The 14,042-nt window shown below is 72.0% G+C and carries 14 protein-coding genes; 8 read left to right on the top strand and 6 right to left on the bottom strand.

Features of this window, described 5'->3' with window-relative positions; all coding sequences use genetic code 11:
• Positions 1-1,011: an SDR family oxidoreductase gene (locus V5E28_RS09830; RefSeq protein ID WP_336206121.1), complete on the top strand. Its 1,011-nt coding sequence runs from the start codon at positions 1-3 to the stop codon at positions 1,009-1,011.
• Positions 1,011-2,837 carry a transketolase gene (locus V5E28_RS09825; RefSeq protein WP_336206120.1) on the top strand — a complete coding sequence of 609 codons (1,827 nt, stop codon included), beginning with the start codon at positions 1,011-1,013 and terminating at the stop codon, positions 2,835-2,837. The genes V5E28_RS09830 and V5E28_RS09825 overlap by 1 nt, the downstream gene beginning before the upstream one ends.
• 9 nt (positions 2,838-2,846) lie before the next feature.
• On the opposite strand, the gene V5E28_RS09820 is transcribed toward V5E28_RS09825, so the two are convergent.
• Both V5E28_RS09820 and V5E28_RS09815 read right to left on the bottom strand, forming a co-directional pair.
• Positions 2,847-3,233, bottom strand: a complete 387-nt coding sequence (locus tag V5E28_RS09820; protein ID WP_336206119.1) for a ChaB family protein — start codon at positions 3,231-3,233, stop codon at positions 2,847-2,849.
• A gap of 37 nt (positions 3,234-3,270) precedes the next feature.
• Positions 3,271-3,552: a hypothetical protein gene (locus V5E28_RS09815; RefSeq protein ID WP_336206118.1), complete on the bottom strand. Its 282-nt coding sequence runs from the start codon at positions 3,550-3,552 to the stop codon at positions 3,271-3,273.
• A gap of 58 nt (positions 3,553-3,610) precedes the next feature.
• Here V5E28_RS09815 and V5E28_RS09810 point away from each other — a divergent pair, with 58 nt between their 5' ends.
• The 6 genes from V5E28_RS09810 (at position 3,611) to V5E28_RS09785 (ending at position 9,190) form a co-directional block, all read left to right on the top strand.
• Positions 3,611-4,099, top strand: a complete 489-nt coding sequence (locus tag V5E28_RS09810) for a shikimate kinase (RefSeq protein WP_336206117.1) — start codon at positions 3,611-3,613, stop codon at positions 4,097-4,099.
• Positions 4,100-4,111: 12 nt separating this feature from the next.
• Positions 4,112-4,666 (top strand): GNAT family N-acetyltransferase, encoded by a 555-nt coding sequence (locus tag V5E28_RS09805; RefSeq protein WP_336206115.1) that lies wholly within the window; start codon positions 4,112-4,114, stop codon positions 4,664-4,666.
• Between the two features lie 94 nt (positions 4,667-4,760).
• Complete coding sequence (locus V5E28_RS09800) at positions 4,761-7,073, top strand: WD40 repeat domain-containing serine/threonine protein kinase (RefSeq protein ID WP_336206114.1); 2,313 nt, start codon at positions 4,761-4,763, stop codon at positions 7,071-7,073.
• A gap of 102 nt (positions 7,074-7,175) precedes the next feature.
• A complete protein-coding gene (locus V5E28_RS09795; RefSeq protein WP_336206113.1) occupies positions 7,176-7,946 on the top strand; it encodes an IclR family transcriptional regulator in 771 nt (256 codons plus the stop codon).
• Positions 7,931-8,875 (top strand): sugar kinase, encoded by a 945-nt coding sequence (locus V5E28_RS09790; RefSeq protein ID WP_336206112.1) that lies wholly within the window; start codon positions 7,931-7,933, stop codon positions 8,873-8,875. The genes V5E28_RS09795 and V5E28_RS09790 overlap by 16 nt, the downstream gene beginning before the upstream one ends.
• 57 nt (positions 8,876-8,932) lie before the next feature.
• Positions 8,933-9,190, top strand: a complete 258-nt coding sequence (locus V5E28_RS09785) for a dsRBD fold-containing protein (protein ID WP_336206111.1) — start codon at positions 8,933-8,935, stop codon at positions 9,188-9,190.
• A 27-nt stretch (positions 9,191-9,217) separates the two neighbouring features.
• Here the strand turns inward: V5E28_RS09785 and V5E28_RS09780 are convergent, their stop codons facing one another.
• Genes V5E28_RS09780 through V5E28_RS09765 form a run of 4 tightly spaced genes read right to left on the bottom strand, consistent with a single transcriptional unit; the run spans position 9,218 to position 14,037 of the window.
• A complete protein-coding gene (locus tag V5E28_RS09780) occupies positions 9,218-10,150 on the bottom strand; it encodes a dihydrodipicolinate synthase family protein (protein WP_336206110.1) in 933 nt (310 codons plus the stop codon).
• Positions 10,147-11,136: an ABC transporter ATP-binding protein gene (locus V5E28_RS09775; RefSeq protein WP_336206109.1), complete on the bottom strand. Its 990-nt coding sequence runs from the start codon at positions 11,134-11,136 to the stop codon at positions 10,147-10,149. The genes V5E28_RS09780 and V5E28_RS09775 overlap by 4 nt, the downstream gene beginning before the upstream one ends.
• Positions 11,129-13,081, bottom strand: a complete 1,953-nt coding sequence (locus tag V5E28_RS09770; RefSeq protein ID WP_336206108.1) for a dipeptide/oligopeptide/nickel ABC transporter permease/ATP-binding protein — start codon at positions 13,079-13,081, stop codon at positions 11,129-11,131. Before V5E28_RS09770 ends, V5E28_RS09775 begins: the two co-directional genes overlap by 8 nt.
• Positions 13,078-14,037, bottom strand: a complete 960-nt coding sequence (locus V5E28_RS09765; protein WP_336206107.1) for an ABC transporter permease — start codon at positions 14,035-14,037, stop codon at positions 13,078-13,080. The genes V5E28_RS09770 and V5E28_RS09765 overlap by 4 nt, the downstream gene beginning before the upstream one ends.
• Positions 14,038-14,042 lie beyond the last annotated feature (5 nt).

Raw genomic sequence — 14,042 nt, 5'->3', positions numbered from 1 at the left:
ATGCCACCACATACCCTCCACGGACAGGTGGTCGTCGTCACCGGAGCGAGCGGCGGCGTCGGGCGCGCCGTCGTGCGCGAGCTAGGAGCGAAGGGAGCCAAAGTCGCCCTCATCGCACGGGGCACGACCGGACTGGGCGCGGCGGCCGTCGACGTGGGCGCCGCCGGCGGTGTCGGGCAGGTCTACGAGGCCGACGTCGCCGACTACGAGCAGGTGCGGCGGGCGGCCGAGCGCATCGAGGCCGACCTGGGCCCCATCGACGTGTGGATCAACGTCGCGTTCTCCTCGGTGTTCGCCAGGTTCACCGACGTCAAGCCCGAGGAGTTCGAGCGCACCACCGCCGTCACCTACCTCGGCTACGTCTGGGGCACCAAGGTCGCCCTCGACCTGATGGGCCCCCGCGACCGCGGCACGATCGTGCAGGCCGGCTCCGCCCTGTCCTACCGCGGCATCCCCCTTCAGTCGGCCTACTGCGGCGCCAAGCACGCGGTCAAGGGCTTCACCGAGTCCGTCCGTACGGAACTGCTGGCGGACGGCAGCGGTATCGACATCACCATGGTCCAGCTCCCGGCGGTCAACACGCCGCAGTTCGACTGGGTCCTGTCGAAGCTGCGCCGCCACCCGCAACCGGTGCCGCCCATCTACCAGCCGGAGGTCGCCGCCCGCGGCATCGTCTACGCGGCCGAGCACCCGGAGCGCAAGGAGTACTGGGTCGGCGCCACCACCGCCGCCACCCTGCTCGCCCAGCGCATCGCGCCCGCCCTCGTGGACCGGTATCTCGCCAGGACCGGCATCGACGCGCAACAGACCACCGAGAAGTCCCCGAGCGGCGTCTCCAACCTGTGGGAGCCGGCCGACGAGTCGCGGGACTACGGCGCGCACGGCGGTTTCGACGACCGCAGCCACGCGCGCAGCCCCCAGCTCTGGCTCTCCCAGCATCGGCGCCAGGTGGCGATCGCGCTGGCCGCAGGTGTGACCGCCGCGGCCGTGGTGCTGTCTAGGAGGGGCTGATGCCTGAACGCGATCACCGGTTCCTGAGCGAGCTGGCCGCTCAGTTGCGCGTCGACTCCGTGCGCGCGTCGGCCGCCGCCGGATCCGGTCATCCGTCGTCGTCGATGTCGGCCGCCGATCTGATGGCCGTGCTGTTCTCCTGCCATCTGCGCTACGACTTCGGGCGGCCGGACGACCCCGCGAACGATCACCTGATCTTCTCCAAGGGGCACGCCTCGCCACTGCTGTACTCGCTGTTCAAGGCCGCGGGCGTGGTCAGCGACGAGGAGCTGCTGTCCTTCAGGAAACGCGGCAGCCGGCTCGAAGGCCATCCGACCCCGCGGCTGCCCTGGGTGGACGTCGCCACCGGATCGCTGGGTCAGGGCCTGCCCGTGGGGGTGGGCGTGGCGATGGCCGGGCGCCTGGAGCACATGCCGTACCAGGTGTGGGTGCTGTGCGGCGACAGCGAGCTGGCCGAGGGGTCGATCTGGGAGGCCGCCGAGCACGCCGGCAACGAAGGGCTGGCCAACCTCACCCTCATCGTGGACGTCAACCGGCTCGGCCAGCGCGGCCCCACCCGGCACGGCTGGGACGTCGGCGCGTACGCGCGCAGGTTCGGGGCGTTCGGCTGGCACACGGTCGAGATCGACGGGCACGACGCCGGCCAGATCGACTTCGCGCTCGGTGACGCGCGCAACACCCGCAGGCGGCCCACCGTGATCCTGGCCAAGACCCGCAAGGGCGAGGGCGTCCTGGAGGTGGAGAACCGCGAGGGGGCGCACGGCAAGGCGCTGAAGGACCCGGAGCGGGCGGTCGAGGAGCTGGGCGGGCAGCGGAGCATGACCATCGAGATCCAGCACCCGCAGAGCCGGGGCGAGCCGCACCGGTTCGCGGGCGGCGTGCTGACGCTGCCCGAGTTCAAGGCCGGCGACGAGGTCGCGACCAGGACCGCGTTCGGCGAGGCGCTCGTCGCGCTCGGCACCGCCCGCGGCGAGGTGGTGGTCCTCGACGGCGAGGTGGCCGACTCGACGAAGACCCAGGGGTTCGCCACGGCCTTCCCCGAGCGGTTCTTCGAGATGTTCATCGCCGAGCAGCAGCTCGTCGGCGCCGCCGTCGGCATGGCGGTACGGGGCTGGATCCCGTACGCCGCGACCTTCGCCGCCTTCCTGACCAGGGCGCACGACTTCATCCGGATGGCGGGGGTGAGCCAGTCGTCGATCCGCCTGGTGGGCTCGCACGCGGGCGTGTCGATCGGCGAGGACGGGCCGTCGCAGATGGGGCTGGAGGATCTGGCCATGATGCGGGCCGTGTACGGCAGCACCGTGCTCTACCCGTGTGACGCCAACCAGGCCGCTGCTCTGACCGCCGAGATGGCGGACCTGTTCGGGGTGTCGTACCTGCGCACCACGCGGGGCGCGACACCGGTGATCTACCAGCCGGGCGAGCGTTTCCCCGTGGGCGGCTCGCGCGTGCTGCGCCAATCGTCGTCCGACCGGGCCACGATCGTCGCCGCGGGGATCACCGTGCACGAGGCGCTGGCCGCGGCCGACGCGCTGGCAGGCGAGGGGATCCAGGTCGGCGTGCTGGACATGTACTCCATCAAGCCCATCGACGCCGCCGCTCTGGTGGAGGCCGCGACCACGACGGGCAACCTCATCACCGTGGAGGACCACCGGCCCGAGGGCGGCCTGGGCGACGCGGTGCTGGACGCGGTGAGCGAGCTCGGGCCGAGGGTCGTGAAGCTGGCCGTGCACGGGCTGCCCGGGTCGGCGACACCGGAGGAACAACTCGCGGACGCACGCATTGACCGCCACGCTGTCGTCGCGGCGGTCAAGCGGTTGCTGTGAGCGGGTGGGTCAGCGGCGGGCCTTCGCGGTGGCCCGCCGATTGGCCTTCTTGATGGCTTCCACGAGCTCCTGCTTGGTCATCGTCGACCGGCCGCGGATGCCGAGTTCCGCCGCCACATGCTGCAGGTGCTCCTTGGTCGCGTTGGCGTTGACGCCCTCGGCGGTCCGGCCCGAGCGGTCCATCGCGCCCTTGTCCGACGGGCCCTTCTTCGCCTTCGGCTCCCAGTGGTCGCCGACCTTCTCGAACGTGTGCTTAAGCGCGGCGAAGGCCGTCATGTGAGCGCGCCTGCCCTCGCCGTACTCCTGCACGGCCGAGTCGTGCGCCTTCATCCACGTGTCCTGCGCCTTCTTAGGGGAGCGCCGGATGGTGGACGGCAGTTCCTGACTTGCCGGCATGTCGGTTTTCACCTCCTTCGATGGGGGTTAGTCCGGCTTACAGAGGGGGCTCGTCGACGCGACGACGCTCCTCGTAGACCGTGGTCCTGCGGGTCTCGGGCTCCTCGTAAATCTCGTGACGGACGACCGGCTCGTCGATCGGGCCGACGGCCCTGCGCGTGACACTGATCCGGTAGATCCCGAACAGCAGCCCCACGACACCACCGAGCATGAGGATCACGCCGACGACGTTGATGTCGAGGCCGGCCAGCTCGAACTCGACGGCCCACGTGAGGATCGCACCGAGCATGATGAGGATGATGCTTCCGGCGATGGTCATTTGATTTACCTCCTTGGCACGAGGAACCTCTATCCACATGTGGAAAAACAAACCAATCGTGGTGATCGGGCTGATGGGGAGCGGTAAGACGACCGTTGGACGGCTGCTGGCGGAGTCCCTCGGCCTGCCGTTCAGCGACAGCGACCCCTTCATGAGGAAGCGTTACGGCGCGAGCGCGGCCGAGATCGCCGCCGCCGAGGGTGTCGACACGCTGCACGCCCGCGAGTCCGAGCACCTGATGGAGGAGCTGGCCGGCGAACCGAAGGTGATCGCCGCCGCGGCCAGCACCCTGGAGGACCCCGCCGCGCGGGCCGTGTTGCGCCACGCCCTGGTCATCTGGCTCGACGCCGACGACGACATCCTGGCCGAACGGATGCGCTCCGGCACGCACCGCCCCGACTTCTCCCCCGCCACCATGCGGGCCCGCCGCGGGCGCTATTTCCAGGAGGTGAGCGATTTGACCTATGACGTCGGTTCGATGAGCCCCGAGGCGGTGCTGCACGCGGTCCTGCGGGAAATGGGATTGCCCACCGCCGATCACGGCTGATAACCAGGGACGATGTTCGCTTACAAACCCACGCTGGTGGGCAAGCTCGTGACGCTGCGGCCGGTCGGTCCCGAGCACGCGGAGGGCCTGCAGGAGCTGGTCACCGACCCCGAGGTGCGGCGGCTGACCGGCTCCCACGGGCAGATCGACGCCGAGGCGAGCCGCCGCTGGTACGCCACCAGGGCCGAGCAGGAGGACCGGCTCGACCTGGCGATCATGGCGCGGGACGAGTACGTGGGCGAGGTGGTGCTCAACGAGCTCGACGCCGCCAACCTGTCGTGCAACCTGCGGATCGCGCTGATCGGCGCGCGCGCGTTCGGCAGGGGCTACGGCACCGAGGCGATCTCCCTGGTGCTGGAGCACGCCTTCGGCACGACGCCGCTGCACCGGATCAGCCTCGACGTCTTCTCCTTCAACGATCGGGCCAAGCACGTCTACAAGAAGGCGGGGTTCGTGGAGGAGGGAGTGCTCCGCGACGCGCTCCTCTGGGACGGCGAGTGGCACGACTCGGTGCTCATGTCAGTGCTGCGGACCGAATGGCAGTCAAGATCCGAAACCCTGCCATAATGATCATCATCCACGGGCTCCCCGAAGGCGCGCGGGGGGCCTGTGGCGTCCTGAGGTGCCAACCAATCTCCGCCCACGTGCGTCTAAGCCTTCGATGATGGTGCCCGGTGATCCCGAAGAGCTTGGCGGCTACTGGCTGGCAGGGCGCCTCGGCACGGGCAGACGCGGGGTCGTCTACGACTCCTACGACGAGCGGGGCCGCCGGTTCGCGGTCACGGTGCCGCGCGGCCGCAGGACGCCGATCCGCCAGGTGGCGCACCGCCACCTGGCCGAGGTGGTCGAGGTCCGGCTGGACGCCCCCGTCCCCTACGTGGTCAGCGAGTTCGCCGACGGTCCGGACCTGCGGCAGGCGGTGACGCGGCACGGCCCCTACTCCGGCGCGGACCTCCTCGCGCTGGCCACCGCCGTGGCGTCCGCGCTGGACGCCCTGCACACGGCCGGGCTGGCGCACCGTGACCTGAGACCGGACAAGGTACTGCTGTCCAGCGGCGGCCCCAAGGTGATCGGCGTCGGCGGGCCCGGCGCGGTCGGCGGCACCCACACCTACCTGGCGCCCGAGGTCTTCACGGGGCAGCTCGCGGGCGCGGCGGCCGACGTGTTCGCCTGGGGCGCCCTGGTGCTGTACGCGGCCACCGGCGAGGATCCGTTCCGCGGCGAGAGCCTGGGCGAGGTCATGCACCGGCTGCTGGCGGCCGATCCCGACGTGAGCATGCTGCCCGCCCCGCTGCGCGACCTGGTCGGGCGCGCCCTCGCCAAGGACCCCGCCGACCGTCCCGCGGCCCGCGAGCTGCTGGTCGAGCCGGCGCCGGAGCTGCGCCCGCCGGACGGGCCCGCCGGGCCGCGCGGGCTCGGCGAGGTCGCCGAGGAGGTCTACGCCACGCTGTCGTTACTGCAGCGGCACGAGCTGCCAGGGCTGCTGCTCGGCCTGCTGGACGGGCCACCCGACGGCTCGGCGGCCTACGACGAGCACGGCACTCTCGCCCGCCTCACCGAGGCCGGGCTGCTGGTGCGGCGCAGCGTCCGCGTCCCTTCCGTCCAGACCGAGGTGGGCACGCTCGTGGCCGTCAGCGGCGACGGGGTCGCGCCGGTGAGCGCCGCCCTCTACAGGGCCTGGCCCAGGCTCCGCGCCTGGACGACCGACGAGCGAGCCCGCCGGGCCGGACGACCGCAGGCGATCCCGCGCACGAGCAGCCGACGAGGGACCCGGCACGGCACCCGGCGGAAGCCGGCGTACCCGGGGAGCGGCCGGTGGGCGCGGGTGCCCCTCGTGGCGGTGCTGGCCGCCTCCGTCGCGCTGGCCGTGAGCGTCGCCACCATCGCCGTGAAGGGCGCCCTGGAGCCCGGCAACGGGCGCGGCCAGACCGAGGCCGGCGCCCTGGAGCCCGGCGACGGGCGCGGCCAGACCGAGGCCCGGACCGCGCTGTCGGCGTCGCTGCCGGAGCCCGGCGTGTTCACGGACCCAGCCGCGGACTTCCACGCGAGCTACCGGCTGAGCGGCGACAGCCTGATCAGATGGGCGGGCGGCGCGGTCACGCACTGGGACGTGCCGAGCAGGCGGCGCCTGGCGACCTACCCGCTGCCGTCGGGCACGACCGCGCTGAGCGACGACGGCCGGTACGCCGAGACGTTCGACGGCAGGCGGGTGGCCGTCTCGGCCGGGCCGCCGGCGGCGCAGGCCACGTTCACCATCAGCAACGGCGACCGGACCGCCCTCTACTCGCACGACCGGCCGGTGTTCGAGGTGACGGGCGGGCAGGTGGCGCTCTCCTCGGACGGGCGCCGGGCGGCGGTCTCCGGCTCGGACGGCCGGGTGGAGCTGTGGGACGTGTCGCGGCGGGCCATCAGCCGCACCGTCCACGTCGCCCCCGGTCCGGACGGCGACGCCCCGCCTCTCGCGTTCAGCCCTGACGGCCGCCTCCTGGCCCTCGCCGGCGCCCACCCCGCCCTCATCAGCGACCCCACCCCCGACACCAAGGGGGGATCGGACGCCAGGAAGCCTGCGACGATCCCCGGCCCCGTCACCGGAGCGGACACCGAACAGCCCGCCGTCCCATCAGACGCCGTCTCCGGACCCGACGCCGTGCAGGCGGTCGCCACCGACTCCCCCGCCTTCAGCCCTGACAGCCGTCTGCTCGCCCTGCCCTCCGGCGACGTGGTGCGGCTCTGGCGGGTCGGGGACCGGCGGCTGCTCTCGACCCTCAGGCTGGAAGCCCCCGGGCACGACTACAACTTCTCCGGCGACGGGCGGACCCTGCACTACCTGAACGGCAACGGGTCGGTCGTCTCCCTGGACGTCTCCGCCACCGCCGACGCCGCCGCCGCCGAGGTGGACGGCCCGCCGCGCGAGGATCCGGGCCGCGGCGCGGCGGACGTGCGCAGGCACGGGGCCGTTGCCCAGGCATCCTGACCCGCCGCACGGGTTGCGGACTCCATGAGCGACGTGTTCTGCATTGCACAACGATGTGCTGCAAATTGTGGCATCTATCCACGAATCGGGTAGCTTTCCACCGTGCCCGAACGTAACCAGTCCGCCTCGCTCAGGCGTGCCCTGGTCGTGCTGGAGCATGTGCGCGAGCACGGCGGGCTGACACTCACCCAGCTCGCCACCGCCGTGGGCCTGTCCAAGAGCACCGTGCTGAGGCTGACCGCGCCGCTCATCGAGACCCGGCTGCTCGAACGCGACGGCAAGAGCGGCGCCTACCGGCTCGGGCACGGTGCCCTCCGCCTCGGCCAGGCCTACCTCGCCACGCTCGACCTGCGCACGGTGGCTGCCGAGGAGTCGCACCGGCTGATGAGCGAGGTGCGCGAGACCGTCCACCTGGTGGTCTACGACCCACCGCACGTCGTCTACATCGACAAGGTCGAGAACGAGGCGACGGTCCGCATGGCCTCGCGCATCGGCAGCCGCAGCCCCGTGCACTGCACCGCGGTCGGCAAGGCCATCCTGGCCTGGCAGCCGGAGGAGGCGGTCGAGGAACTGGTCGCGGCCGGGCTGCCGGAGCGGACCCGCCACACCATCACCGATCCGGCCAGGCTCCGCGACGAGCTGGCGCGCGTCCGCGGGCTCGGCTACGCCGTGGACGACCGCGAGAACGAGTCCGAGGTGCGCTGCGTCGCCGCACCGATCTTCAACCACGACGACGAAGCCGCCGCCGCCATCTCGGTCTCCGGCCTCACCTCGCGGATCACCGCCGCGCGGGTGCGCGAGCTGGGGCCCCTGGTGGCGGGGGCGGCTGCTCGCATCTCCAGAAAGCTGGGTGCCTCGTGTCCGAACTGGTGACCTTCGGCGAGACCATGGCGCTGTTCGCCGCCCGCCGCACCGGCCCGCTGCGCTTCGCCCGCGACTTCGACCTGGGCCTGGGCGGCGCCGAGTCGAACGTCGCCATCGGCGTGGCCCGGCTGGGCCACAGCGCCCGCTGGATCGGCCGGGTGGGCGCCGACGAGTTCGGCGACCTGATCCGCTCGACGCTCGCGGGCGAGGGCGTCGACGTGCGCGCCATCGCCGACCCGGAGGCGCCGACCGGCCTGATGATCAAAGGCAGGCGGACGGCCGACCACATCGCGGTCAGCTACTACCGGGCGGGCAGCGCGGGTTCCCGGCTCTCCCCCGGCGACCTCGACCCCGGGCTCATCAGAGGCGCCCGGGTGCTGCACATCTCGGCGATCACCCCCGCCCTGTCAGCGTCCTGCCGGGAGAGCGTGCGGCACGCCGTCGCCGAGGCCCGCTCCGCCGGTGTCACCGTGTCGCTGGACGTCAACTACCGCAGGGCGCTGTGGACGCCCGCCGAGGCGGGCGCGTGGCTGCGCGAGACGATCGGCCAGGTGGACGTGCTGTTCGCCACCGAGGCCGAGGGCCGCCTGATCGCCGAAGCCGCCGGGCCCGCCGAGCTGGCGCAGTCCCTGGCCGAGCTCGGGCCCCGCCATGTGCTGATCAAGCTCGGCTCTCAGGGAGCGCTGGAGCTGTCCGGCGGACGACTGCTCCGCGGGGAGCCGTGCCAGGTCACCGAGGTCGATCCGGTGGGAGCCGGGGACGGGTTCGCCGCCGGATGGCTGGCCGACTGGCTGGCCGGGGCCGACGCCGAGCGGCGTCTGGCGACGGCCTGCGCGGCCGGCGCGTTCGCGGTGACCTCCCAGGGTGACTGGGAGAGCCTGCCCCGCCGCGACGACCTGCGCCTGCTGGTGCCCGGCGACGACGGCGTCAGCAGGTAGCGGCCACGTTACGGGCGCGGCCCACGGGTAGGGGCTCCTGGGTGAGAGGTGGTCACCATGGACTACAAGCAGTGGAACGTACAGATCTGGATCAGCGAGGACGACAACGACGCCGTGACCACGGCCACGGCGGTGCTGTTCACCGCTGACGGCAAGCGGCACGAGAGCGTGGCGCACGCCCGCCGCAACCCGGACGACCGGGCCGTGCCCGGCATCGGGGACGAGTTGGCCGCCGGGCGGGCGCTGTCCGAGCTCGGCGACAAGCTGATCAACGACGGCGCCCTGGACGTGTCCGAGCTGGCCCAACAGCGCTGACGGGCCGGGCACGGGCGAGCGGCCGGCCTACAGTAGGCCGGCCGCCGCCAGGTGCTTGCCGATCCTGGCGGTCTCCTCGTCGTTCAACGGCACCTGAGGCAGGGCCGTGGCGGGGTGGTCGATGATGCCCCGCAGGTGCAGTGCGGCCTTGAAGGCGCCGAGGCCGGAGGAGCTGCCGCCCATCCGGGTGCCGCCGACGTGGACGATCTCGAACAGCCTGACCAGGCGCTCCTGCTCGCGCCTGGCCGCCTCCCAGTCGCCCAGGGACGCCGACCGGACGAGGTTCACGTACCCCTGCGGGTCCACGTTGCCCAGCCCGGGCACCACGCCGTCGGCGCCCATCCACAGCGCCGAGTCCACGGTCACCTCGGACCCGGTCAGCACGCTGAACGACCCCTCGCGGCGCAGTATCACCTGGCGCAGGCCACCGTCGTCACCGCTGGAGTCCTTCACCCCGGCCAGCACCCCCTCGGCGGCCAGCTCGATCAGCAGATCGGCACTCAACTTGGTGTGTACGGAAACCGGCAGGTCATAGGCGTACAGCGGGACTCCGCCGCCGGCGGCGACGGCCCGGAAATGGGTGCGGATCTCCGCCGGGTGGGTGCGCGTGTAGAACGGCGCCGTCGCCACCAGGCCCGAAACGCCGGCCGCGACCGCGACCCGCACGTGCGCGAGCACCCGCGGCGTCGTCATGTCGATCACCCCGGCCAGCACCGGCACCTGCCCGCCCACATGGCCGACCACGGTGTCCAGCACCACCTCGCGCTGGGCGTCGGTCAGGTAGGCCACCTCCGAGGACGACCCCAGCGTGAACAGCGCGTCCACGCCGCCCTCCACCAGGTGGTCGACCAGCCTGACCAGCGAGGCGACGTCCACCTCCCCGTCGGGGGTCAAGGGGGTGACCACCGGGGGGATCACACCGGTCAACGCCGGGGATGCGGCGATATCGGACGTCGTCATGCGCGCTCCTGGATCAATTGGAGGTCGGTGGCTCCGGCCGCCACCGGGTGGTGGCAGTGGTAGAGGTGCTCGCCGTCGGTCGTGGGCTCGGGCCAGGCGGCGGCGCATTCGTCGTCGGCCCGCCAGCAGCGGGTGCGGAACGGGCAGCCGCTCGGCGGCCTGGTCGCCGAGGGGACCGAGCCGACCAGCGGGATCGGGTTGATCGGCGAGATCAGGCCGGGGGTGGCGGAGAACAGCGCCCGCGTGTACGGGTGCCGCGCGGCCAGGGGCACGGCCTCGGCGGGCGTCTGCTCGACGATCCTGCCGAGGTACATGGTGACGACCCGGTCGCTCATCCTGCGGACCGTCTGGATGTCGTGCGAGACGAACACCAGCGCCAGCCCGAGCCGTTCCTTCAGGTCGAGCAGCAGGTTGAGTATCTGGGCCCGCACCGACACGTCCAGCGCGCTGGTGGGCTCGTCGGCGATGAGCAGCTCGGGTTCCAGCGCGAGCGCCCTGGCGACGGCCACGCGCTGGCGCTGGCCGCCGGAGAGCTGGCCGGGCAGCGCCTCGGCGACGCTCGAGGGCAGGCCGACCAGGTCGAGCAGCTCGCGCACGCGGGCGTCACGCTCGGCGGGGGTGCCGCGCCGGTGCACGTCGAGCGGGTCGCGGAGCACCTGTCTGATCGGCAGGCGGCGGTTCAGCGCCGTGGACGGATCCTGGAAGACCATCCCGACGCTGGAGCCGATGACCGCCCGCCGCTCGGAGTCCTTCAGCGCCCATAGGTCCCGGCCGCGGAACGAAACGGTCCCCGACGTGGGCGGCTGCAGCCCGACCAGGACCTTGGCCAGCGTGGACTTCCCGCACCCCGACTCCCCCACGACGCCGACGGTCTCGCCGGCGCCGATGGTGAGGTCGGCGCCGGTCAGCGCGTGGACGCGGTCGCGGGAGAAGACCCCGCCGGAGCGCGCCTTGTGCACCACGTGCACGTCCTTCAGCTCAAGCATGCTGCTCAGTCCCCCGCGTCTCCTGGCCCGGTTCGAGGACGACCGCCGGATGGTGGCAGGCCACCGCGTGCCGGTGGGCGTCGCCTTCAAGTGCCGGGGCGTCGGTACGGCACACTGCCGTGGCCATCGGGCACCGGTCGGCGAACCGGCAGCCCGCCGGGAAGTCGGCCGGCGAGGGCACCACGCCGCGGATCTGCGTGAGCCGCTCGGCCCCCGACTCCAGCGACAGCACCGAGCCGAGCAGCCCTCGGGCGTAGTGGTGGGCCGGCGCCCCGACCAGGGTGGCGGTGGTGCCGGTCTCCACGATCTGCCCGCCGTACATGACGACCACGCGGTCGGTGACGTCGGCGACCAGCGCGAGGTCGTGGGAGACGAGGATGAGCGCGAAGCCCAGCTCCTCGCGCAGCCGCAACAGCAGCTCGATGACCTGCGCCTGGACGGTCACGTCGAGGGCGGTGGTGGGCTCGTCGGCGACGATGAGCTTGGGCTCGCGGGACAGCGCCATCGCGATCAGCACCCGCTGCCGCTGCCCGCCGGACAGCTCGTGCGGGTAGGAGGGCAGGGTACGGCGGGCGTCCAGGCCGACCAGCTCCAGCAGCTCGGCCGGCGTGCGGTGGCCGCCGCGGCTGGTGACCTGCTTGAGCTGGGCCTTGATGGACATGGCCGGGTTCAGCGAGGAGAGCGCGTCCTGATAGATCATCGCCATGTCGTGGCCGAGCAGCTTCCTGCGCGCCTTGCGCGGCATGGTCAGGAGCTCGTCGCCGTCGAAGATGATCTCGCCGCTGACGCGGGCGTTGCGCGGCTCCAGGCCCATGACGGTGAGCGCGGTCAGCGACTTGCCGCAACCGGACTCGCCGACCAGCCCGAGCACCTCGCCGGGTCGCACGTCGAAGCCGATGCCGTCGACGATGTCCACTCCGGCGTCGAACCCGATCCGCAGGTCGCGCACCGACAGGATCGGCGGCCCCTGAGGCAGCGGGCGGGCCCGCTCGGCCAGCCTGCGGGCGGCCTCGGCCAGGCCGGGCAGCTCGGTGATCTGGCCGGAGCCGGGCTCGGCCTGCTCGAAGGCGTCGTCCTTCTTGGTGACGGCCCGGCGGGCGGCCGGGGCGGCCCACGCGTCGGAGATGCCCTCGGACAGGATGTTCAGCGCGAGCACGGTGATCAGGATGAGCAGGCCGGGGAAGACCGTGGCCCACCAGCCGCCGAGCAGCACGAGGTTCTTGCCGTCGGCGATGACGCTGCCCCACGACGGGTCGGGCGGGCGCACCCCGGCGCCGATGAACGACAGCGACGCCTCGAACACGATCGCGTCGGCCACCATCACCGTGCAGAAGACGAGCACCGGAGCCGCGCAGTTGACAGCCACGTGCTTGACGAGGATGTGCGGGGTGCGGGCGCCGATGACGCGCTCGGCCGCCACGTAGTCCTCGCCGTACTGGGCCAGCACGTTGGCCCGCACCACCCGCGCCACGGACGGCATGTAGAGGAAGGCCATGGCCATGACCAGCACCGTGATGCTGCCGCCGAACACCGCCACCAGCACCGCGGCCAGCGCGATCCCGGGAAAGGCCATGATCACGTCGAGCACTCGCATGATCGTCTCGTCGACGGCGCGGCGCGAGGTGGCGGCGACGGCGCCGATCACGGCCCCGGCCACCAGGGCCAGGCCGGTCGCGCCGAGGCCGATGATCAGTGACCAGCGGGCGCCGTACAGCAGTCTGGAGAGGATGTCCCTGTTGGCGCTGTCGAGCCCCATCCAGTGCGCGGCGGACGGGCCGCCGCCGGCGGTCTCCTGGAAGTACGGCGAGTGCGGCGCGATGAGCGGCGCGAACAGCGCCGCCAGCACGACCAGCAGCACGATCCCGACCGCGACCCAGGACAGCGGCGGCAGCCTTCTGAACGTCATGCCGGGGGCGGAGAGGCGTTCCGTCAGTCCTCGTCTCATGCGGCACTCCTGAGCCGGGGGTTGACCAGCAGGTAGAGGACGTCGACCACGAGGTTGACGACCATGAACCCGATCGCGATCGTCAGCACCACGCCCTGCACCACGGCGGGGTCGCCGTCGCGCACCGCGTTGATCATGAGCTGGCCCATGCCGGGCAGGCCGTAGATCGTCTCGATGACCACGGTGCCGCCGATCAGATAACCGATGCGCAGGCCGAGCACGGTCAGCGGGTTGATCAGGGCGTTGCGCAGCACGTTCCGGCCGATCACCACGATCTGCGGCAGGCCGCTGCCGATCGCGGTGCGCACATAGTCCCTGTCCAGCTCCTCCACCATCGAGGTGCGGATGATGCGGATGAGCTGGGCGGCGATCGGCAGCGAAAGGGAGAGGGCGGGCAGCGTCATGGAGCGCAGCCACCCGCCCAGGGAGTCGGCCGGGTTGATGTAACCGCCTGTCGGGAAGAGGCCCTGCCCCACCGCCAGCCACTGGATCATCAGCAGTGCCAGCCAGAACGCCGGCGCCGCCACCCCGATCAGCGACACCATGCGGATCACCTGGTCGGGCCAGCGGTCGCGGAACAGCGCGCCGGTGACGCCGAACACCAGCGAGACCACGATCGCCACGGCCAGGCCGAGGAAGGTGAGCTGGAGCGTCAGCGGCAGCGCCGTCATGATCGATTCGATCACCGGCTTCTTGGTGAGCACGCTGGTGCCCAGGTCACCCTGCAGGAGGTCGCCGACGAAACGCAGGTAGCGCAGCGGCAGCGGGTCCAGCAGGCCGTTGTCCAGCTGGAACTGGTGGATCTGCTCGGGGGTCGGGTTCGCGCCCTGGAAGTAGGCGTACTCCGGCTTGCTGTTGGAGAAGCGCATCACGACGAACACGAACGCGATGACCCCGAGCAGCAGCGGGACCAGGATGAGAACCCGCCGCAGCAGCATTCTGGCGATGAGGACCATGGTCA

Origin of the sequence: Nonomuraea sp. LPB2021202275-12-8, from assembly GCF_037044575.1 — a bacterium.
GTDB lineage: Bacteria > Actinomycetota > Actinomycetes > Streptosporangiales > Streptosporangiaceae > Nonomuraea.
Note: the sequence above shows the minus strand (reverse complement) of the source record. Positions and strands in the feature narration are given on the sequence as shown.

Coding starts and splice junctions, on each gene's coding strand:
- V5E28_RS09830 (WP_336206121.1), top strand. CDS start 1: ATGCCACCACATACCCTCCACGGACAGGTGGTCGTCGTCACCGGAGCG.
- V5E28_RS09825 (WP_336206120.1), top strand. CDS start 1,011: ATGCCTGAACGCGATCACCGGTTCCTGAGCGAGCTGGCCGCTCAGTTG.
- V5E28_RS09820 (WP_336206119.1), bottom strand. CDS start 3,233: ATGCCGGCAAGTCAGGAACTGCCGTCCACCATCCGGCGCTCCCCTAAG.
- V5E28_RS09815 (WP_336206118.1), bottom strand. CDS start 3,552: ATGACCATCGCCGGAAGCATCATCCTCATCATGCTCGGTGCGATCCTC.
- V5E28_RS09805 (WP_336206115.1), top strand. CDS start 4,112: ATGTTCGCTTACAAACCCACGCTGGTGGGCAAGCTCGTGACGCTGCGG.
- V5E28_RS09800 (WP_336206114.1), top strand. CDS start 4,761: ATGATGGTGCCCGGTGATCCCGAAGAGCTTGGCGGCTACTGGCTGGCA.
- V5E28_RS09785 (WP_336206111.1), top strand. CDS start 8,933: ATGGACTACAAGCAGTGGAACGTACAGATCTGGATCAGCGAGGACGAC.
- V5E28_RS09780 (WP_336206110.1), bottom strand. CDS start 10,150: ATGACGACGTCCGATATCGCCGCATCCCCGGCGTTGACCGGTGTGATC.
- V5E28_RS09775 (WP_336206109.1), bottom strand. CDS start 11,136: ATGCTTGAGCTGAAGGACGTGCACGTGGTGCACAAGGCGCGCTCCGGC.
- V5E28_RS09770 (WP_336206108.1), bottom strand. CDS start 13,081: ATGAGACGAGGACTGACGGAACGCCTCTCCGCCCCCGGCATGACGTTC.
- V5E28_RS09765 (WP_336206107.1), bottom strand. CDS start 14,037: ATGGTCCTCATCGCCAGAATGCTGCTGCGGCGGGTTCTCATCCTGGTC.